Here is an 18893-nt window from a genome sequence, read left to right on the forward strand (position 1 = left end):
CACGCACGGGTTCGAGCTACTGCAGAAGCCGTACTCGGCAGTGCAACTGGGCGACATCCTGCACCGGCTTCTCGGCCTTCATGCGAGGGGTTCGATCTGATCAGGCCCGGCTTCCGGCTTGGTCAATAGGTTCGAAACTTCACTATGTCCGCTTCGATGCCCGTACCGTCCGTAAGCAGACCGGCAGAAGACCACCCTATCCGGTCGTTCGAGCTTCTTCGCGCAATGCACAACAGCGGACGTCGAGCGGAACGAATATGTACGATCGAAGATTGCCGACATCTGATCCGCGCCTCCTTTAAAATGAAGCGCGATCCGTTCCGGATCTCACTCGTCAGCCTTGAAGTGACCGGTTCAAGGCCGCCTGGATCGCCTGTCGTGTCCGAGGCCCTGCCGCGGCCCGGACAGCTGCCAGCAACGCCGTCCCGGCCGAGGCGTCATAGACCGCGATATCGAGGAGTGCGTTTTCCATCGCGCGGCGCTGCCCGTCGTCCGTCGCCCGGTCCAGGATGCCGACGAGAACGGGGACAGCCGGAGCACCGAACCTTGCGAGAACGAGACCGAGCCGCCACCAGACGGGCAGGAACGACGACCGGACCAGCACCTGCGCGAGGGTCGCCATATGCCTTTCGTCGGGACGGCCCATGCGTGCGAGATCATCCACGATCTGCAGGCGCTCGCAATCGGTCTCCGCTGCGGCCAAGGCCGCCACAGCATCGTCCAGCGCGGACGCGGCTGGCGAGCCGATCTGTCCGAGGGCATGGAGGAGGACAAGACGTGTCGCTCGATCTCGGACTTGGTCGAGTGCGATTAGCAGGGGCTCGGCCGCCGCCTTGCCGATTGATCCAAGCATCTTGACGAGCGACCGCCCGTTAGGGCTTTCCCCGATCGCGACCAAGAGCGTCACCAAATCTCGGACGTCCCGGTCGGGCAATCGCAGTCCGGAGGCGATCGCGACTTGCATCTCCGCGAGCACGTCCTTGGTCCGGTATCCATAGGGATCGCACTGGAGAGCCGCGATCCGGACGGTGAAGAGGGTATCGGCAGGCGCGCCGATCTTAATCAAGGTTCCGGTTACCGTCTTGATCAGATCGTTGTCGTCCGAATCCATTGCAGCCCCGGCGAGGGGAGCGACGGCCTGGGCGGCACTCGGGCCGAGTTCGCCGAGGTTCCTCGCGATCGCGGTCTTGGCTTGCGTACCTGCGGCCTCGAACTCCTCGATGAGGAAATAGACGGCTTCGCTCCCGGGGCTTGCGGCCGCATCGGCGATCCGCCCGAGCGCCCAGCTATCCGCTGTGGAGCGGAAGGCGACGCGGAGCACGGGGAGCGAGGCCGACGAACTCAGACCGATCTTCGCCACGGCCTCGGCTATGATAGCGCGGACATCGTCATCCCGGGCCTGCTGCAGCCCGTTCAGCAGGATGGTTAAAGCCAAGCCGGCATCCGGTCCGATCTCACCGAGCGCACGGGCGAGCACGGAGCGCTGCCGGTCGTCGTCGGCGGCCACGAAGGCAGTGTAGAGCGGTAGAACCGCGGCAAGGCCCGCCTCGCCGAGAACGTGGGCGATCCTGGTTTGGACGCCGGCGTACCGGGAGGCGAGCATGCCGGGGATCAGCACCTCGATCATCTCCTGGCCGGCCGGCTCTAGTTGATTCACGAAATGCAGGATCTGATCTTCGGCTTTCCGATCGCAGCGGGCCTCGATGATCGGAATCGTGGTTGCGAAGATTGATGCGGCCGCCGGCCCGATGCCGGCGAGCGCGTATGCCATGGCCCTCGCGACGTCCACGTCCGAGGTGGAGGCCAGGACGCGGATCAGCCCCGGGATCGCGCACGCTGCGACCGGGCCGATCCTGGAAAACGCGTAGCCGATCCATCTCAGCACGTCGGGATCGTCGGTCGAGGCCAGGGCTGGGATCAGAACGTCGAGGTCAGCTCCGCCCGCTCGCCACAGCATCGTGGCAAGCCGCCGCTTCGCGGCGTGTTCCCCGGGTTCGATCAGTGCCCTGCCGAGATCTCCCCCCGGCGCGGGAGCGACTTCCGGATCGGAGGCATCTTCGCCGCAAGGGTGCTCGTCCAAGAGAGATGTCTGGCCGCGGAAATCCGCGTCCCGGCTCCGCTGCTCGTTCGGAGCCAACATCTGCGCGATCACCATCCCTCGCACGACACGAAACAGGATGAAGCTCTCGGGAATGAAGTCTTCCCACTGGGTGCCCGCCGCCTCGCCGGACGGACACACGAGATCGCACGTGATCCAGGTCGCCAGCACGGGGGTGTCGACCTCATGGACGTCGATCATGCCGATCGCCCGCCGTGCCCCCTCGGTCCGGAAAGGCGGGCCGAGCCCGTACCCATCCTCGGCGTATCCACCGAATCCCTTGAGGTACAAGCGGCCGGCCATTACGGCCCAACGCGCGCCGTAGCCCCTGTAGTTGGCGGTACTATCGCCCCGGGCGAACCGGCAGATGTCCCACCGCGGGTGTCCGGCCGGTAGCAGAGGCAACATCGGATAGAGTGCGTAGTGGTCGGCTTCGTAGTCCAGCCAATCAGGAGCTTGTCGTGTCATCCCGAATTCCACAGCTCCCCTTCGCGCACGGCTGATGTTAGCCGGGCATACGGCAATACAATCACTACTGACTTAAGGCTGTCACTGCCTTATGTACGGGTCCGCGAGACAATAGCTCCCAGCGGGCAATGATGAGAGAGCGGTGATAATCACACCGCCGTCTGGAAGCGGACCTTTCTCAGGTCTGCAAGGGGTCGGATGGGGACCCTACAATCTCGGTGAACCCGGTTTCACTGGAACCTTGCAGTCTCTGTGTGTACATCCGTAGGGCTCGCGAAGCTCGACCACGCTCGCAGTTTCGATTACCTGCCCGCCAACGAAGTTTGTCGTTGCCTCGCCCGGTGGCGGCAGCTTGACCGTCTCGAACCCACGGAAGCGGCGAGGGCCATGGAGCTAAAGCGATCGCTATTGGATGGTCACGCCGCCCTCAATGAAGAGGCTCCTCCGCTCGCTACGCCTAATGTCGCCCAAGAGCTACGAAGGCCATCCATCAAGCTAATTACGCTTGAAATGTAGCAGCCAATAATGAATATGATTGCAGAACTTGATCCAGGAGAGCCGCTGGGTTGCCCGTGCAGCTAAGGCCGATCGTCTCGGCTGCGAAGAGGACGAAGGCCCAGGCCACCCATAGGTAAGTGAAACCGGTTTCATTGATGCCAGGGTTTGAATCCTAAGAGGCCTCCCCTGTCTCACAACCTCCCAATACGGCGCTCCAAGTGTGCTGGTAGAAACTCAACCTGCGCCGTTTGCGCTGGTTCAGCGTCAGCTGGGCGTGGCCAGCAGCTTGGAAGCTAACTACGGGACTGCCTCGAACCACGCGCTCACTCCAACGTTACTTTCCGCTTTCCTGGGGCAAACGAGGCAGTGCAATGGCAACCGATGCTCGTTCGGAGCTGCGTCGTCCACTCACGTTCAGCCTTGCGGTTGTGGCTGTCGTGCTTCTGCTATGGCTGCTGATCGTGACGGTGGTCCATGGGCGGCAGCGACGAGCCTATGAAGCGCAGCTTGCAACCCAGATGGAAAGCCAGATTGCTCTGCAACAGGAGTTCGTCAAACAGCGGACGGCTCTTGGTACGGTGAGCGAGCTGCAGGAGAAGGCCGCTCTGGTGGATGCCCAGCGGCGGCGTGGAAGTGAGTTGGTCGCAGAGGCAGTTGCGCAGGTAGCAGCCCTGAAGGAGGCTCAAGCTGCTGCCGAGGTGCGTGCGGCCGAGGCAGGAAAAGCCGCTCAGCAGGAGGCTCAGCGTTTCGCAGACCTTCAGGCTCAGGCACAGAAGCTCGAACCCCTTCGCCAAGCAGTCTCGGAAGCCGAACAGGGCGCCGCAACCCGCACACGCGAGCTTTCCGACCTAGACCGCATGATTGACGCCGCGCGGCAGCAGGAGGCGAAGCTGCGTGCCGGCATCAAGAGCTTGTCGCAAGAGACTGAAACGAAAGCGACGAATAACGCGAAGTTAGAGCAGGCCCAGCATCAGACAGGAGAGGCTGTCGCTGCTGCGCAGAAGGAACTCTCAGATGCGAAGGCTGGAAGCGAGCAAGCCCTTAAGCAGCGTCAGGAAGCGGAGCAGGCTTTCAGAGAACGGAAGGCCAAGAGTGACCAGCTTGCTGCTACCATGACTCAAACCAATCAGCAGCTTGAGCAGGCCCGTCAGACTCTCACGGCAACACAAGGTGACTTGTCCCGCGCCCAAGCCGAACGAGATAGCCTTCAAGCTCAGCGTACCGAGATGCAGAACGCCATCAAAGCCCTGACGAGTGAGCGAGACCAACTCAGCGCCAGCGTCACCGAAGTCAACCAAAAGCTCGATCAGGTCCGCTCCAGCTTGGCGTCCACTCAGAAGGAGGCAGAGGCGGCACTAGGCAGCCGCGACAAGCTCACCGCCGAGCGCACGCAGCTTGAGGAGGCGATTGCCGAACAGACCTCTAACCGGGACAAGCTCAGCTCGGCTTTGACCCAGGCCGAACAGCAACTCCAGCAAGCTCGTGCGGGCCTGGATAAAGCTCAGAAGGAGGTCGCGAGTTCGCAGGTTGAGCGTGAGCGGTTGGCGTCTCAGAGCAGTGAGTTGCAGGCGGCAGTGTCGAAGCTGGATGCAGAGCGTCAGCGCAATGCGGCCGACCTTGAAACTCTCAAGAAGCAGCAGGCCGAGGCGCAGGCGCAGCTTGCAACTCTCACCGAGAACGTATCGACCCGTAACAAGGAAGTAGCAGAGTTAGAGGCCCGCCTCGGCTCCACTCGCAAGGAGCTTTCGGACACCCAGAGCAAGCTGGCTGAAACTCGTCAGCAGCTCTCGGGTCAGCCTGCTAAGGACGGCACAGCACCTGAAGCCCCCTCTGGGCCGAAGTGAGTTCCGTTTAGGCGGCGGTGGTCCGCATAGACACCACCCCTTCAGACTTCACTGTGCTCAAAGGCCGAGGGGTCGTAGCGGAGCCTAATGGCAGGGTCTGAGGCCTCTGCTGTGACTTCTGTATGTCCATCAAGGGGCGCATAGCGAATTCAGCGAAGTCCAACAGCTTGGCATCACGCCAACGGAGCTTCACCGTACCGCGCTTGGCGAACCACTTCGGCTTGGCCTCTTCGACCAAGAGGATCACTTTACCTCGCCATGTTTTCCGGAACCAGAACCGACCCGTCAACGACATCGAGGCACCTCGTGGGTTGCGCTGCTGAGGCCCTAGCCGCAGCCACGCTAGCCTGATGATGTCTGATCCAACCTACGTCACCTCCTGCATAGGTTAGGCTGCGAGAGGCATTCCCCCAACCACTCTCAGCAGCCTTAACGAACGGTGCAGTGGCGTACCCGAACAGATGGATGATGCGCTGCGTTCCTTTTTTGAGGCAGGAGCGAAGGACATCATGGACGGTGGGCTGATCTGGCTGGTCATCATCGGTGGCGCATTGCTGCTGAGTGGAGGTGGCTACGCGTTCGCCTCATGGGCTAAGGCCAGGAAGCAGTCTGGCAGACTCTGACGTGGCTGCAGGTGCAGGACAGACCGCGGAGGACGGCAAGCCGCGCCGGTCCTACGTGCGGAACGTGGCTTGCGCTCATGCCGCATCACAGAGCAAGGCGAACAGCGCAGCCAAGGCGGTGTTGCCGATGCTAGATAAGCTTCGTTCAGGCGTTGTGACGAGCTTGAACGCTCTTGCTCGCCAGTTGAACGCTCTGGAATGCCGAGGGCCACGTGGAGGGGCTTGGACCGCAACAGCCGTCAAGAGGGCTTTAGCGCGCGTCAGGTGAACCGTAGGCGCTGAAATTTATCACATCGCCGAGTGCCTAATACCCGCCGTGCCCTTGGCACTGAGCCGCTTGGCGCTTCTGCGTCAGTGCGCTCCTACCGGACCTTAGAAGGGGCACTTCCAGAAACGGCTTTGCCGGTCCATTCCAGGTCGGAACGCGGACCTCCTGGGGCGTTGGTGGCTCCTTGAAGCTGGCCGGGCGCGATGTCTGTGACGCGCTTCCATGCTTGCGAGGCACAGAACACCAGCATGCAGCCCTTCACGGTCAGTGTAGCAGGCTCATCACTCCAAACGGTCACGTCATAGGACTTCCCGTTATCCGCATTGTAGACCTTGCCCGCGTAATGCCCGTCACCATTCGGCTTTAGACCGAGCAACATCTGGTGCCCATGTTGGAGCCGAGCTTGCTTGTTAGGGTCCGGGTTGAAGCGGTCGGTCTTTGGCTTCCCGTTCTCATCCAACGGCTTGCTGCCCCAAACAGCGTACCCGCACAGCCGCGTGTTGTCCGAAGCGCACCGCTCTGTGCGGATACGAGCGCGGCCATCCTCTGTCAGCCAAGTTCCGAACGGCTCCGCTGCGCGTGCCGCATGGGGGTGCCCGCACCCGAACACAGCGGCGGCAGTGACTAGAGCGACGGTCGTTGCACGAGCAAGGAAATGCGTCATCAAGTGTCTTCTCCAAGGAAGGAGCACCAAGGCTGAACCAGCGGGTTCACTCTACGAGCGGTCCACGGGCCTCGTAGTGGCTTTCCGGTTCGCCTTCAGCAGCTTCCCTATCACGATGCCCGCCGGGACCGACAGGACGGTCCAAAGGCGAAGGAAGCGGAGGAACCCCATCACGCGCCTTCTCTCTCCTTCACCGCCGCATCGTACCCTGCGGTCCACTGAGCGTGCGCTTCGGAGCCTTCCGCATAGGGGCAATCCTCTCGACGCAGGCCCTTACCAGGGGCGTAGTAGCCCAGCGCGTAGTGGTCGAGGTTGTCGTCTGGCGGGTTGGTCATAGGCGGTAAGTAGGGCGGGTGGAGGCTCCTCCAAGCGTTCTGCCACTCACCTCAGAACTAAGCCTCTACACCACGCCGGAAGGCTGGCAGAGCGGCGAGACCTGATCCAATCGCTACGCCTATACCGCCACCTGCTGCCTTGACCAGGAAGTCCGCCATGCGACCGTGGCGCGTAGCCTCTAACAACTGGAACGCTTCAAGCCCGGCAGCAGCGATAATGACAAGAACGAGCACCTGCGCCGGGCGCTTCGGGTAGCCGAAGGCGAACAGGAAGCCGAGCACAGCGAAGGCACCAAGGCGCTCTAGGCTGACAGGTGCGCCGGAGACAGGTCGCAAGCCGATGGGCACGACCGTGACGAAGATGAGGGAGGCCAAAGCGAGCCAGCCGAGAAGGCGTGCGATACGATGCATAGGGGCGGTGTGCGGGGAGAGCGCGGCCATACGAAGGCGGCAAACAAGTTTGAGGCCAAGAGGTCTCAAATGGGCCGCGCTACCGGGCGGCGAGGATACCTCAGCCGTTGTGACGCTGCCCCTTCGCGAAGGCAGCTCGTCCAATGGCACGGCGTTTGGCCAGCTGCGCCATAGCAGCCTCAATGGTCTCTCGGTCCATCGCCTCGGGATCGAAAGGACCGCCATACCAAGTCAGCATGGCCTTCTTCTCGGAATGTCGAGGCTTGGTCATGGCCTCAACGAACTCCTCGAACCCCCAGGTACCTCCAACATCCTCGGGAGGTGCCCGCCGCTCGCCACCAACGAGGCGCGGATAGGGCAGTGTTGGGTCCGCCTGAGTGACCTCCTCGACCGTCACCGTGTGCTGCCAGTTATCCCCGAAGTCGTAGGTGTAGACGAACTCACTGAAGCCCTTCTCGATGAGCGCTCCGAGTTTTGTGAGCTTCGCGTGACGGGTCTCAGGTCCATCGAACTCAGGGACCGGGATCGCGTACCGCTGTTCACCTACGCGGAAGTCGAACAGGTGGTAGTTCTCGAACGGCATCGCCGCCTGGATGACCTCATGGAGGCCCTTGAGGCTGCTCGTGAGCGGCACTTCTACAATGCGCCAAATGGGCGGCTTGGTGTCGTTGAGGGTGATGCGCAGGCGCGCGATGTGGTCCACGTAGCTCATACCGAGGAGCTAACCAGGGGAGGGCACAGGGACGCAAGGCCCCTTAGGGGTGTGCCAAAGGCCGGTAACCCTAGCTCGCGATAACCATCCACGCTGCAACTGCCGCAACGGTTTCTTCTCGCAAGGCGTTCATTCTGCCCTTCCCGGGGCTACCCATTGGCACTGTCGGGAAGGCGTCATGTTGGCGAGCGAAGTCCCAGCCATGAAGGCGAACCACCCCAAACCGCCCGTGGGCTGGCTTGCGTTGCGGACCAAGCTTGCTGCGGCGTTGGATGCCTTGCAGCGCCTACCCGTCCTTTTGTTCCTCGCGCTCAGCCTTGCAGCGACGGTGGCATGGGTAGTCTTTCTCTGCTGGGCTGCATTCAACATTATGTTGCTGCTGATGGGCTAAGTTTTTGCAGTGCAGAGCTAATACCGCAGGGCACAAATATGCCTATTATTAACACTTGTCCTATATGGATACGTAGGTAGTTTGACCGGCCCTACCTTCGGTGACGCCATGTTGTACCTCTGTTTCGCCCTTCTTGGAGCCGCTGCCAGCCGGACTTTCACGGTGCGGGGCTTGCTGATCCTCGTGTCGGTCCTGGCTGTTGCCATTGGGCTTGAGGGCGCCCTTAGCCACCGGCCATTGCAGTCCGTTCTTCTGGGCACGGTGCTAATGTTAGTGACTGTTGAGGTCTCTTACCTCGCGGCGGCCCTGCTCGTGAACGCGAAGGCTCGGGCGCTGAGCTATTGGAGGGCTTGAGGGAGGGCGGGCGGGCCAAACATTCCTCCTTCCCTTGACCGAACCCCTCAGCCTGTGGCGTGTTCCTCATCCGTTCTCATTGTGGATCGAAGGGGCATCATCGCGTGGAACCGAGAGAAGACACCCGGCCGCCCATCTCCTCCCGCCCCATCGGGGCCATCGCCCAGGCCTATCTCGTGACCACCGAGGGCAAAGAGGGGCAGGCGCTTCGCATTGCCATCACGGACGCTCTGGCTGTCTCAGCGGAGGTACAGCCGCCTGACGAAACGCTCGACCTTGGGGTGCGCAGCGCCAATCAGTGCGACAGCGCCAAAGGCTCCCGAGAGCATGATGAGGACAGCGAGATCAGTCATCCAGCCATGCTCAGCCATGGCGAGCCGTTTAGCGAGGTGACGCAAGCGCCGTGGGGCAGCATGCCTCACCCTGTCGTCAGGTCGTCAGGCGAGTGCGGCGTCGTGATAACCAGTCGATCCCCCAGCTCGCGAGATAGATCACCAGAGCCAAGACGACGGCCAGCCCCGCAGGACGCAGATCCGGCATCCCAGACACGCTGCCCTGCTCAACCACCTTGAGGGAAGAGCTTCCAACAGCCCCAGTCACGGGAACGCCACCCATCATGGTCACACGTCGACACTTTTGAGCGGGATGGAGGGGGTCGAGCCCACCTGAAAGACAGGCAGGAAGAGGCCGAGCTTCCCAGACGGCGTGACCGGCCAGCGCGAACGCCAGCAATACGCATGGAGCCGTGAGTGCAAGACCAAAGCGCCGGATCCACGAGCGTTGAATCATGGCGGCTTATCCTCTGAGGCGGAACGCTGTTGCAGGTCAGCGGATCCAGGACAACTGGCAGCCACCGGGTTCGGCGCAGATCTCGCGTTGATGACAGCTCATAGCGGTCTCTGCGACCGGCGCACGGTCGTCGGGTACACCTGGTGGGTCGACCTTAAGGATCACTCAGGGCGCGGGTTTCTGAGGACGACCGCGCCCTGAGTTTCTGCCGCGAGGCTCACTCCGCCACATCCTCGCTGATAGTTTGCTGATCCGCTTCAGCAGTCGTGACGAAGATCCCGGTGCCGTGAAGAGCAAAGGCACAGAGAAGCAACGTTCCCGAGACGAAGGATGCCGGGAGCAAAGTGGAGAGAGGATGAGAACTTGATATGTGAAACCTCCATCAGAGGAGTTGTGTTTTGCAATCCTTTGAACCATCGACGTCCCATTCGATCACCGAAGCTCGAAGAGGGAGGAAACTGCCAGCTCAGGTAGAAGGCAGCGGCAGATCCCTGGGGCGGTCCCTTGGAGAGCCGATAAAGCCCTCTAGCAAAGCTTCGCGCTCCTCCGAGCCGGCTGGATAGGGACAGCATTCGCGTTTTCGGGCATGGGCACGCGCTTGTGCTCCTTGGCCGATAGGATCGGATGGCGGCCTGTGTTGCTCGGACATGAGATATGCCCTCCAAATCTGGGCAACCTTCTCCGCTACCGAGTTGATCCCAACTGCGAACGCCTTCAGATGCCAAAGCGTGAGGTCACCCTTGTCCTCTCAGTGGAACCACTGCACCCACCAGCGGGCGGCCATAATGAGCCACAAGCGACAGACGGTTACGATGTCGGGTATCCAACCGTTTTCCTGGCTTCTAAAAGCGTCAGGAAACGTTGTGCGACAATTAAAAAATCGGCGAGTGGCAAAAGCGAATAAGGCAATTTAAGAAACACTTAGCTGTCTCGCGCTAGGGTGCCACTCTGATCGCCCGTGTGTGCCTGCATGCAGGTCGGGTGCGCCTTGAGGCTTCTTGCCATGCTCTCGACCCTCCGTGTCTTGTCCCGGTCTGGGCACGACGATGCTCCTGAGCACTCTGTCCGCCAGAGTATTGCCGCGGCGCTGCCAACGCTGCTGCCATACTTGAACTCTGTACGACACGGCTTGCTGCTGATCGATCAGCACGGGACGATCATCCTCGCCTCCGGCCAGATCCTGCGACTTCTTGACGATCGTGGTCCTGCAATTTCGGAGGGATCCTCCGTTCGGCAGGTCCTGCGCGCCGTTCGCCACAGTGCCGGAGGGAATTGGCTTGACGTGCTCTCTCAGCTGCGTCGCGCGTTTGCGCAGCTCACAGTCAGCTCGTTCGAGATCACGCTCCAACATCATCTCTTGGATGTCAGCCTGTACCCCGTTGCGGATCAAGGCTGGGCGATCACGTTCGAGGATGTCACAGCTCGCCGTGCTGCCGAGGTCCAGGCTGATCAGATGGCACGGCACGATCCCCTGACGGGACTGCCGAACCGCCTGCTCTTACGCGAGCGCCTCAAGGAAGCGGTCGGGCGCCTCCAGCGTAGCGGGGAAGCCTGTGCCATCCTGCTCATCGACCTTGATCGGTTCAAGCCCGTCAACGACACGCTCGGGCACCCGATGGGCGATGCCCTGCTGCAGAAGGTGGCCGATCGCCTACGTTCGACCGTCCGGCCTAATGACACGGTTGCGCGGATTGGCGGTGACGAGTTCGTCATCCTTCAGACTGGCGTGAGAGAGGCTTCCGACACCCAAGCGCTGGCTCGCCGCATCGTCGATCTTGTGGGTCGAACCTACATGGTCGATGGGCATCTTCTCACCATCGGCGCCAGCGTTGGCGTTGCGCTCGCGCCAAACGACGGCTTGGATACCGACAAGCTCCTGAAGAACGCCGATCTGGCGCTCTACCGGGCCAAGCTTGATGGGCGAGCCACTTACCGCTTCTTCGAGCCCGAGATGGATGCCCGCATGCAGATGCGGCGCCAGCTCGAACTCGATATGCGCCAAGCTCTGGCTCGGCGCGAGTTCCGGCTGCACTACCAGCCGCAGCTGCAGCTGGAGGGCAATCGTCTGGTGGGGTGCGAGGCACTGATCCGCTGGCAGCACCCGACGCGCGGCATGGTCTCGCCCCTCGACTTCATTCCGTTGGCTGAGGAAATCGGCCTCATCGTGCCGATCGGCGAGTGGGTGATGCGTCAAGCCTGCCGTGATGCGGTGACCTGGCCTGCTCCCCTCTCCGTCGCCGTCAACGTCTCGCCAGCGCAATTCAAAAGCGAGCGCCTCGTCGAGATGGTCATGTCGGCGCTCTCATCCTCGGGACTGCCGGCCACCCGCTTGGAGGTGGAGATCACCGAGGGCGTGCTGCTGCAGCAGAACGACAAGACCCTGCAGACCCTGCATCGCCTGAGGGAACTCGGCGTGCGCGTGTCGATGGACGACTTCGGCACTGGCTACTCGTCACTGAGCTACCTGCGCAGCTTTCCCTTCGACAAGATTAAGATCGACCGCTCCTTCATCAGCGATCTCTCGGGCAAGCGCGACGGTGAGGCGATCATTCGCGCCATCGCGGGCTTAGGTAAAAGCCTCGGCATGACGACCGTCGCCGAGGGCGTCGAGACCGCCGACCAGATGGAACGTATTCGGGCGGAGGGCTGCACCGACGTGCAGGGCTATCTTATCAGCAAGCCCGTCTCAGCCTCTGAGGTCCTGACCTTCCTCTCCGCCGACCTTCCGACCTACTGATCTGACCTTCTGCCTCCCCGGAGCTGTCGTCGTGAGTGACCTCTACCGCCTCGTTTATGCCAGTAAGAACCTCCTGCAAGGATCGGACGCCGAGATCGCGCAGGAGGTGTCGCAGATCCTTGCTGCTTCTCAGCGCAACAACGACCGGGTCGGTGTCACGGGTGCTCTGATGTTCAATGCGGGTGCCTTTGCCCAGGTGTTGGAAGGACCCCAGCAAGGCGTCGAGAGCACCTTCGAACGCATCCAGTGCGATCCCCGCCACGGCGATGTCACGGTGCTGCAGTGTGGCCTGGCTGAGAGCCGCAGCTTTGCGAACTGGTCGATGGCCTTCGTCGGTCAGTCCGACACGGGTCGAGCCCGCTGGGAGGGGATAGCAGCCACGAGTGGGTTCGATCTCTCCCGGCTCGACGGCGATGCCGTATTCGCCATGCTGCACGGGCTCGTGCTGGAGGAGGAAGGTCTGCCATCGGTGGCGAGCGCCCCGCGGGAGGCGCCTCAGACAGCTGATAAATCAGGCTACGAACGGGACGTGCAGCGGGTTCGAGAGGAGCTGTCCCAGCCGGTACAGACACTCCACACAGCGGCAGCTACTGCGCCGACGCCGATCGCTATTCCATCTGTCGCTCAGTCCAAATCGCAGGACACAGACCCGGTCGAAACAACGTCGAAAGCGGCACTCAGCGTCTTGCGCATCGCCCTGGCACAGGAGCGCCAGCTCACGACCGCGTTACGCGGCGAACTCGATGAGGTGCGTATCGGTCTCGCCGTTCAGCAGGAGCAGTCCGATGCTCTTCGGCAAGAGCGGGATCTCTGGGCCAAGCGTGCACAACTCCTCGCAGCCCTGATGAGCCAGGAGGCTGCAGAGGTAACCAGGAACTCGGATCACGTGGAACCGCAGGCAGTCACGACGCAGGACCAAAGCTCGTCGGGTGCATCGATCCGGATTGTTGCCTGACAGCGTGTTGGGACGCCAAATGAGGCTCTTAAGGCTGGTCGCTTTGGGAGCCTCGTCTGATATCCTGGACAGGCATCATGAGCGCCGTATGGGGCTCAACTGAGGAGACGCCGGCCTCAGGGCGCCTGAACGCAGAGGGCTGAACGGAGGGGCTTGAAGGAGGTACCACGCTCAGGCTGGTTGATACGGGTGCGCTCCTTGCCCGACGATGGGGTCGCAATCCGACCAGCAGAGCCAGGATCCCGCAGGTAAAACCGACGCCGATGGTGTCCCAACGCGGGCTCGGTGCCCCCGCTACGACGACAAAGCCTGACAACGCGAGGGTGGCCGCAAATGGATCGAAGCGCATAGGCGTTGGACGCGTGAGGCAGGCGCGTGCGGCTCAAATCAATCGATCAATCTGAGCAGAGGATCTGGACGGATCCCGGCGCTGAGTGCCCCAGGATCCGCAATCCTTCAGCTGGCCAAGCGTTGACCCTGGCGCCGGTCCACCTCGAAAGCCTGCAGGTCGAGCGCCAGCCGGACAATCTGATCGGACTTGAGGCGGGACGGCTCCAACGGGCCACCAAACCCATGCTGCAGATAGACCTCCTGCACCTCGGGCGTGCGCATCGCTCCACCCATGGTCCAGTTCGGGAACAGCCGCGCCGGGACATCGCGCACGTTCATGATCGTCGCGGTCGAGTGGCGCGTGTCCTTGGCGATGCGGTTGTAGGTCTCCGTGACCTGAGCGCGTTCACCCTCCAGGATCTGGATGAACCAGGTCTTGTCGAAGATCAGAAAGCCCGTGATGCCGTCGCGGCTGTTGTTGCGCTGGGAGGCAGCGAGGATCTCGCGCATGTTCGTCAGCATGGCGCGGCCGTCGCCCTGCACGGTGTTGCGGCTGTAGTAGACGAGCTGGTGGATCATGAGCATAACGCCTTCGGGCAAATGGGTGCAGGCTGCAGAGAACATCCCATCAGTGCTGCCTCCCCCGAGGGCATCCAGATCGGTCTGTCACGCCAAGGAAATGAGCGTAATCCGCTAAGACTTCCTGAATATGCTTCCGCTCACCCCGGAATGCCGTGTTTCCTCGTGAGGAGCCGGTTAACACTTCCTGATTTATGCCTTAGCGCGGAGGGCATGCAGCAATGACCATCCTGGAACTCGTACAGATGCTGGCTGAGCCGCTCGATGTCGCGGTCTTGCTCACCGACGTCGATCTGGAGCGGCCAGGTCCGACGATCCTGTACGCCAATCCTGCGTTTACCCGCATGAGCGGCTACGCAGCCTCGCAAGTGCTCGGCGGCTCGCCCCGCATGCTGCAAAGGGCTGGCACTAGCCGAGAGGCAACCCGCATGGTTGCCCGCAGCCTACGCATGGACGGCCGCTTTCGAGGCGTCCTGCTGAACTACCGCCAGTCGGGCGAAGCCTACCTGTGCGAGATCGACGTGCGTGCGATCCTGGATCGTGCGGGAAGACCTGAGGCCTTCATCGCCTTCGAGCGGGAGGTGGTGCGCCGCAGAGGTCGTCCGTCGCAGGACGCTGCAGCTCGCTACCGGCCCCTGACACAAACCAGCTTGAACTGCGCCACCCCGCTCAGCGCTGAGACGGCCCTGTTCGCCTGAAGCAAACCAGCCTCCCTCAGTCAGAGCAGCGCAGGATGACGTCTGCGCCTCAGGCCACTGTGATGAGGGGCATCAAGCGCTCAGAGACGGCTCTGGAGGCGGTGAAGGACACACCGGGTACTCGACCGAGGAGCCCGGTGACAACGAGGACGTCGATCTCGGGAAGGCACTTCCGTCAGGCTCAGCCTTCTCAGCCACAGGCTCGCTGATCGTCGACGGACCCCTATGCGCTCTCTGATGCTCGCCCTACTGCTTGCGTTTGCTGCCGCTCCAGGCGCCCGCGCTGAGCCAGCATCGACCCTGGACGGGCTGTGGCAACTGCTCGGCGCCTGTTCGCAATCTGTCGGCGGCCCTGCAGGGTTAGTAGGCTCAGACGTCACAGTTCTTTTCAGCATCAAGCGCGACGGCAGCCTGCAGGGGCAACCGCGGATCACCCACTCGAAGCTTGTTGGCGACGACACTGCTCAGAAGGAGTTTCTCGCTGGCGTGCTTGTCAGCAGCGCGCGTTGCTTTCCGTTGCCGATCACCTGTCCACAAGCATCCGCCGCAATCCATGTCAGGTGTTGGGGTAAAAATTGGGGCAAATTGATCGCCTGAGGAAACTTATTCAATGAAAACAGATATTTTCACAAATGAATTGGCGGAAGGGGTGTCCGCGCGCCTGATCTGAATTAGCGTTTTGTGTCATTGGCTTAGCTCCTCATTACCGAATTCTACTCACGTTTTGACCCACATAGAGTCCGTGGAAACTGGTGAACGGCGGCGAACAGCCACGGATTGCTGAGCGCACCAACTGGATGCGCTGGGCGTTACCTCCCACGAGACTGAGCTGAGTCAGCGGTGAGGAAGGCTGATGACGTCACGGACGGCAGCCATCGTCGCTGGCGCAGGATGCGCCCTGATCGGGCCGGTGGCGGCCTACGCCTTCACCAAGAACCCCTCGGACCAGATTATCCTATCCCTGTTCATCGCCGGATCGGTCGTGGTGACGGTCCTCGTCCTTGGTCTGCGATCGAGGGACGAGTGAAGCCGCGACAGGCGCGGCATCTGCGCCCTGCATTGAACGAACGCCCCGAGCGGCGCTTTCTTTGAGGGTCGGTTTGAGGATCGACCGTCCACGCCCCTATGCCCGGCTTCCCCCCGTTTCTGGTTGGGCGTGGACGACAATCCTCATCCTCAGATCCGACTGCTTGGCACCACCGTGTCCCCTAGAGGCGGCAGCGACAGACCTGCAGCCTTAAGCCGGTTCTCGGCTCTAGTGACGAAGTAGGCGGCGCTTCGCATATCGCGGCGGGCTGCTCGGACGAGCCACCAGTGATGGAGGGCCTGGATCAGGCGCATGGCTCGTCCTCCCGCCAGTCACAGCCGACCGTAGCGAGGATGACAAGTAGGCGTCATCGGAGACGGCAACCTCGATGGCGGTCGCGCCCTTCGTGAGGGTCAACGCGGTGACGGTTGGGCTAGAGGTCACACCGAAGCTGCTGTCTTCCGGCTTCCGGTTGCGGCGCTGGACGGACAGCGCATAGCCGCCGAAGTCGCCGAGGGTCTGAATGATATCGGGCATTCTCTGTCCTTCCCTCGCCTCGCAATGGGCGGCTTGATGGGTGTGGCCTTCCCCGGCTTGACCGTCTCAAACCCGCCGAAGCGGCGAGGGCCACGGAGCCAGGGTGATCGCTATTGGACTGGCCACGTCGCCCTCAATGAAGAGGCCCCCTCGCTCGTTACGCTTCTACCGCCCAAGCAACACAGCGAACACGCAACGAACTAATCACACCCCATATATGCCATATATTACTATTGATTTCAATAGAAAATCCTAATTTTATTATATGGGCGACTATGGACATCTATGGACAGCAGTGGACAGCAAATCAGGAATGGCCGTGCGGCCTTCGTCGCAGATTCGAACCTAGTTCGACGGGGATGCGTTTTAATCCTGACACAGGGAACGCCATGGCCGAGAACCCATCCAACTTCGTTCGCGACTGGATCAGCGCAAACGTTCAGACCGATCCTGACCAGGGTGGCGATATCGAAGCGCGCGTCGCGGAGATTGCCGAGCACCTGACGGCCGCCTCGCGGGAGGCCGAGATCCCACAAGACGACCCGGAGTTGGCGCCTGATCTGCTCCGTGATCTGATCCATGCGGCGATCCAACCGCCAACTCATCCAAACCACGGAAGAAGCGAATGACCACGGACATTCCAGCCAGCGCTAAGCCAGGCGACATCCTCACGGACGACGGCAAGATCCTATGCCGCGACCGCGAGCTTCATGAGTTCGGTTACTTCTCCGTCAGCTACGAGCAGGCGCAGATCGCTCGGCAACACGGCTGGGGCTGTCGATCCGGCGTGTTCCTTGAAGCCGAGCACTCGGACGAGAAGAGCTGGGCCTACGTCGAGGACGAACGCCTCTACGCGCTCGAGAATGGTGAAGAGCCGCCCTTAGTGAGGATCTACCGCGAGGCGCCGCCGTCATGCGCAATCGATACGCCACCGTCCTGTCGAACGCCGGCCCGCTGATCCTGGAAGCTCAGAAACTCGACATGCGGCTTCGACGTACTCCAATCGCTTTGTAGGAGGCGTCTACCGTCTGCTGCCTTGGCTCAGGGGCTCGTTCGACCTTCGGAGCAAGCTTGCCGATTTGCTCGATATGGACACCGGCGAAGTTGCCTTTGCGCCACGCAAGGGAGACCCGAAAGACAATGTCTTTTCCGATGATTTTGAGCATGAATACATCTGGCAGCGGACAAGAAGCAGGTACGCCGATCTGCGCTCCAGTCTTAGAGACGTCTTTCACATTGCAAGGTATTTCCACGCCCTCCAGCGTGCGTATCATCGCAATCCAGTTGGTCTCAGCGCGTGGCGCTCTCAGGACGAGGTCCGAGTCATCATCGTACATGTGAGTCCAACCCGCAGATTTGCGGGATGCAGCTTCGCAGGACGCTCCTACTGAGCTGAGCAACGATCAACCGAGAAAGCACAGCCGCTTTTCACAATCCTGTGAAGCGCCGTTCCGGACTTAGCTTGCTTAATCCTCTTGAGTGTCCTGCGCTGTTTTTGGGTGTCATAGCTGTTGCATGACCGAGCAGACGATCAACACTCATCCCTTCACCCTTGAGGTCGCCCCGAACCCAAGGGTGAAGGGATCTGGCAGTGGGCCATTCGAAAGCATGGCAAGCTGATCCAGCGCTCAGACCGCGATCATCCATCCGAAGGGAAGGCTCGGTCACAAGGCATGGAGACGATCGAGAAGTTGCTCCAGGGTGGTGACGAAGGGCGCTTCTGAAGCGCTATCGATGAACCCGGCTCGCTTTGATTGATCCCGTTGTGACTGGATCGACGAGAGCCGCAGTGAAGGGGTTCACGCCTTTGCGCTCTGCGATCTTCGCCGTGTGCAGGGACAGTATCGCCATTAAGCCAATTGCAAGAATGGCTTTGAGAGCCGTCCAGAGCCGGCCGAGGGCGGGGAACATGGTGCAGTCCTATCGTTGCCGAACAGATTGCACCGGCTTGGTTAGAGCCACCTCAATGTTGCCGACTTACCGCTTGCATGAAGCGTCACACAGCCTTGCATGCGGACCGACCTGAAAACGATGATCAAATCTGCCCGCGTTCTCGCCTGGCTCCTGCTCGCCGCCCTGGTCTTCGTCACCGTCTGCCCAATCGAGTACCGGCCGCATCCGCCAGGCTTCTCCGTTACGCTAGAGCGGCTGGGTGCCTTCGCTCTCATTGGGTTCCTCTTCGCGGTTGGCTACCCTCGGCACCGCTGGCAGGTTGGCGTGCTGATCGTCATGGCAGCCGGCGGCCTAGAGGCATCCCAGATGCTTGATCCCTCTCGGCATGGTCGGGTGGCTGACTTCGCCGTGAAGGCGGTCAAAGCCATCATGGGAGTTGCCGGGGCATTCGTGATCAGCCGCCTTGCTTCTAGGCCGGCCCAAGTGTGCGCCTAGAGGACTGATTCACGTCCACATCGTGGGTGCTGTCGTGGGTAGGCCCTAAGTCGCAATTGCTAAGCATCTGATATTGCGAGTCTAGGATGTGAACCGAACCAAGGCGTTGCGAGCGTTATTGTTTTGTGATCAAGAGCCGCCGTTTGCAGCATGGAGGCGGCGATGGCAGATCTGTTTTGGCTTTCCG

Annotated in this window: 18 protein-coding genes; 11 read left to right on the top strand and 7 right to left on the bottom strand. The window is 61.4% G+C overall.

The window, feature by feature from the left end:
• Window positions 1-334: 334 nt before the first annotated feature.
• Window positions 335-2566: a HEAT repeat domain-containing protein gene (locus CRT23_RS25700; protein WP_146056520.1), complete on the bottom strand. Its 2232-nt coding sequence runs from the start codon at window positions 2564-2566 to the stop codon at window positions 335-337.
• An 869-nt stretch (window positions 2567-3435) separates the two neighbouring features.
• Between CRT23_RS25700 and CRT23_RS25705 the strand changes: the two genes are divergently transcribed.
• A complete protein-coding gene (locus CRT23_RS25705) occupies window positions 3436-4908 on the top strand; it encodes a chromosome partitioning protein ParA (RefSeq protein WP_103712383.1) in 1473 nt (490 codons plus the stop codon).
• A gap of 461 nt (window positions 4909-5369) precedes the next feature.
• Complete coding sequence (locus CRT23_RS28735; RefSeq protein ID WP_181017476.1) at window positions 5370-5531, top strand: hypothetical protein; 162 nt, start codon at window positions 5370-5372, stop codon at window positions 5529-5531.
• Window positions 5532-5893: 362 nt separating this feature from the next.
• Here the strand turns inward: CRT23_RS28735 and CRT23_RS25715 are convergent, their stop codons facing one another.
• The 4 genes from CRT23_RS25715 to CRT23_RS25730 form a co-directional block, all read right to left on the bottom strand.
• Complete coding sequence (locus tag CRT23_RS25715) at window positions 5894-6463, bottom strand: DUF2147 domain-containing protein (RefSeq protein WP_103712385.1); 570 nt, start codon at window positions 6461-6463, stop codon at window positions 5894-5896.
• Window positions 6464-6633: 170 nt separating this feature from the next.
• Entirely contained in the window at window positions 6634-6798 is a 165-nt protein-coding gene (locus CRT23_RS25720; RefSeq protein WP_103712386.1) for a ribosome modulation factor, read from the bottom strand.
• Between the two features lie 57 nt (window positions 6799-6855).
• Window positions 6856-7209, bottom strand: coding sequence for a VanZ family protein (locus CRT23_RS25725; RefSeq protein WP_103712395.1), 354 nt, complete (start codon window positions 7207-7209; stop codon window positions 6856-6858).
• A 100-nt stretch (window positions 7210-7309) separates the two neighbouring features.
• Window positions 7310-7921 (bottom strand): plasmid pRiA4b ORF-3 family protein, encoded by a 612-nt coding sequence (locus CRT23_RS25730; RefSeq protein WP_103712387.1) that lies wholly within the window; start codon window positions 7919-7921, stop codon window positions 7310-7312.
• A gap of 202 nt (window positions 7922-8123) precedes the next feature.
• On the opposite strand from CRT23_RS25730, the gene CRT23_RS25735 reads away from it, so the two are divergent.
• From CRT23_RS25735 to CRT23_RS25755, 3 genes are all read left to right on the top strand, one after another.
• On the top strand, window positions 8124-8312 hold the full coding sequence (locus tag CRT23_RS25735) for a hypothetical protein (RefSeq protein ID WP_146056521.1): 189 nt from the start codon (window positions 8124-8126) through the stop codon (window positions 8310-8312).
• Window positions 8313-10479: 2167 nt separating this feature from the next.
• Complete coding sequence (locus CRT23_RS25750; RefSeq protein ID WP_280952018.1) at window positions 10480-12192, top strand: EAL domain-containing protein; 1713 nt, start codon at window positions 10480-10482, stop codon at window positions 12190-12192.
• Window positions 12193-12223: 31 nt separating this feature from the next.
• Window positions 12224-13147, top strand: a complete 924-nt coding sequence (locus CRT23_RS25755; protein ID WP_103712391.1) for a BLUF domain-containing protein — start codon at window positions 12224-12226, stop codon at window positions 13145-13147.
• Window positions 13148-13603: 456 nt separating this feature from the next.
• Here CRT23_RS25755 and CRT23_RS25760 read toward each other — a convergent pair whose 3' ends face one another.
• On the bottom strand, window positions 13604-14056 hold the full coding sequence (locus tag CRT23_RS25760) for a BLUF domain-containing protein (protein ID WP_103712397.1): 453 nt from the start codon (window positions 14054-14056) through the stop codon (window positions 13604-13606).
• A gap of 221 nt (window positions 14057-14277) precedes the next feature.
• Here CRT23_RS25760 and CRT23_RS25765 point away from each other — a divergent pair, with 221 nt between their 5' ends.
• From CRT23_RS25765 to CRT23_RS25775, 5 genes are all read left to right on the top strand, one after another.
• Complete coding sequence (locus CRT23_RS25765; RefSeq protein WP_103712392.1) at window positions 14278-14754, top strand: PAS domain-containing protein; 477 nt, start codon at window positions 14278-14280, stop codon at window positions 14752-14754.
• A gap of 225 nt (window positions 14755-14979) precedes the next feature.
• The gene (locus tag CRT23_RS28160) at window positions 14980-15351 is read left to right on the top strand and encodes a hypothetical protein (RefSeq protein ID WP_146056522.1); all 372 of its coding nucleotides are present in this window, start codon (window positions 14980-14982) and stop codon (window positions 15349-15351) included.
• Between the two features lie 256 nt (window positions 15352-15607).
• Entirely contained in the window at window positions 15608-15781 is a 174-nt protein-coding gene (locus tag CRT23_RS28740; RefSeq protein ID WP_181017475.1) for a hypothetical protein, read from the top strand.
• A 926-nt stretch (window positions 15782-16707) separates the two neighbouring features.
• Entirely contained in the window at window positions 16708-16947 is a 240-nt protein-coding gene (locus tag CRT23_RS25770; protein ID WP_103712393.1) for a DUF768 domain-containing protein, read from the top strand.
• Window positions 16944-17276, top strand: a complete 333-nt coding sequence (locus tag CRT23_RS25775) for a hypothetical protein (protein WP_103712394.1) — start codon at window positions 16944-16946, stop codon at window positions 17274-17276. The genes CRT23_RS25770 and CRT23_RS25775 overlap by 4 nt, the downstream gene beginning before the upstream one ends.
• A gap of 10 nt (window positions 17277-17286) precedes the next feature.
• On the opposite strand, the gene CRT23_RS28165 is transcribed toward CRT23_RS25775, so the two are convergent.
• Window positions 17287-17655, bottom strand: a complete 369-nt coding sequence (locus CRT23_RS28165; protein ID WP_146056523.1) for a PilZ domain-containing protein — start codon at window positions 17653-17655, stop codon at window positions 17287-17289.
• 673 nt (window positions 17656-18328) lie between these two features.
• On the opposite strand from CRT23_RS28165, the gene CRT23_RS25785 reads away from it, so the two are divergent.
• Window positions 18329-18706, top strand: coding sequence for a VanZ family protein (locus tag CRT23_RS25785; RefSeq protein WP_245436594.1), 378 nt, complete (start codon window positions 18329-18331; stop codon window positions 18704-18706).
• The last annotated feature ends 187 nt before the right edge of the window (window positions 18707-18893 follow it).

Source organism: Methylobacterium sp. V23, from assembly GCF_002917135.1.
Lineage (GTDB): Bacteria > Pseudomonadota > Alphaproteobacteria > Rhizobiales > Beijerinckiaceae > Methylobacterium.

Excerpts from the sequence above, each read along its gene's own strand:
- CRT23_RS25725 (WP_103712395.1), bottom strand. The coding sequence starts at position 7,209 with ATGCATCGTATCGCACGCCTTCTCGGCTGGCTCGCTTTGGCCTCCCTC.
- CRT23_RS25770 (WP_103712393.1), top strand. The coding sequence starts at position 16,708 with ATGGCCGAGAACCCATCCAACTTCGTTCGCGACTGGATCAGCGCAAAC.
- CRT23_RS25765 (WP_103712392.1), top strand. The coding sequence starts at position 14,278 with ATGACCATCCTGGAACTCGTACAGATGCTGGCTGAGCCGCTCGATGTC.
- CRT23_RS25715 (WP_103712385.1), bottom strand. The coding sequence starts at position 6,463 with ATGACGCATTTCCTTGCTCGTGCAACGACCGTCGCTCTAGTCACTGCC.
- CRT23_RS25705 (WP_103712383.1), top strand. The coding sequence starts at position 3,436 with ATGGCAACCGATGCTCGTTCGGAGCTGCGTCGTCCACTCACGTTCAGC.
- CRT23_RS25730 (WP_103712387.1), bottom strand. The coding sequence starts at position 7,921 with ATGAGCTACGTGGACCACATCGCGCGCCTGCGCATCACCCTCAACGAC.
- CRT23_RS28735 (WP_181017476.1), top strand. The coding sequence starts at position 5,370 with ATGGATGATGCGCTGCGTTCCTTTTTTGAGGCAGGAGCGAAGGACATC.
- CRT23_RS25760 (WP_103712397.1), bottom strand. The coding sequence starts at position 14,056 with ATGATCCACCAGCTCGTCTACTACAGCCGCAACACCGTGCAGGGCGAC.
- CRT23_RS28740 (WP_181017475.1), top strand. The coding sequence starts at position 15,608 with ATGACGTCACGGACGGCAGCCATCGTCGCTGGCGCAGGATGCGCCCTG.
- CRT23_RS28165 (WP_146056523.1), bottom strand. The coding sequence starts at position 17,655 with ATGTACGATGATGACTCGGACCTCGTCCTGAGAGCGCCACGCGCTGAG.
- CRT23_RS28160 (WP_146056522.1), top strand. The coding sequence starts at position 14,980 with ATGCGCTCTCTGATGCTCGCCCTACTGCTTGCGTTTGCTGCCGCTCCA.
- CRT23_RS25700 (WP_146056520.1), bottom strand. The coding sequence starts at position 2,566 with ATGACACGACAAGCTCCTGATTGGCTGGACTACGAAGCCGACCACTAC.
- CRT23_RS25775 (WP_103712394.1), top strand. The coding sequence starts at position 16,944 with ATGACCACGGACATTCCAGCCAGCGCTAAGCCAGGCGACATCCTCACG.
- CRT23_RS25735 (WP_146056521.1), top strand. The coding sequence starts at position 8,124 with ATGAAGGCGAACCACCCCAAACCGCCCGTGGGCTGGCTTGCGTTGCGG.
- CRT23_RS25720 (WP_103712386.1), bottom strand. The coding sequence starts at position 6,798 with ATGACCAACCCGCCAGACGACAACCTCGACCACTACGCGCTGGGCTAC.
- CRT23_RS25785 (WP_245436594.1), top strand. The coding sequence starts at position 18,329 with ATGCGGACCGACCTGAAAACGATGATCAAATCTGCCCGCGTTCTCGCC.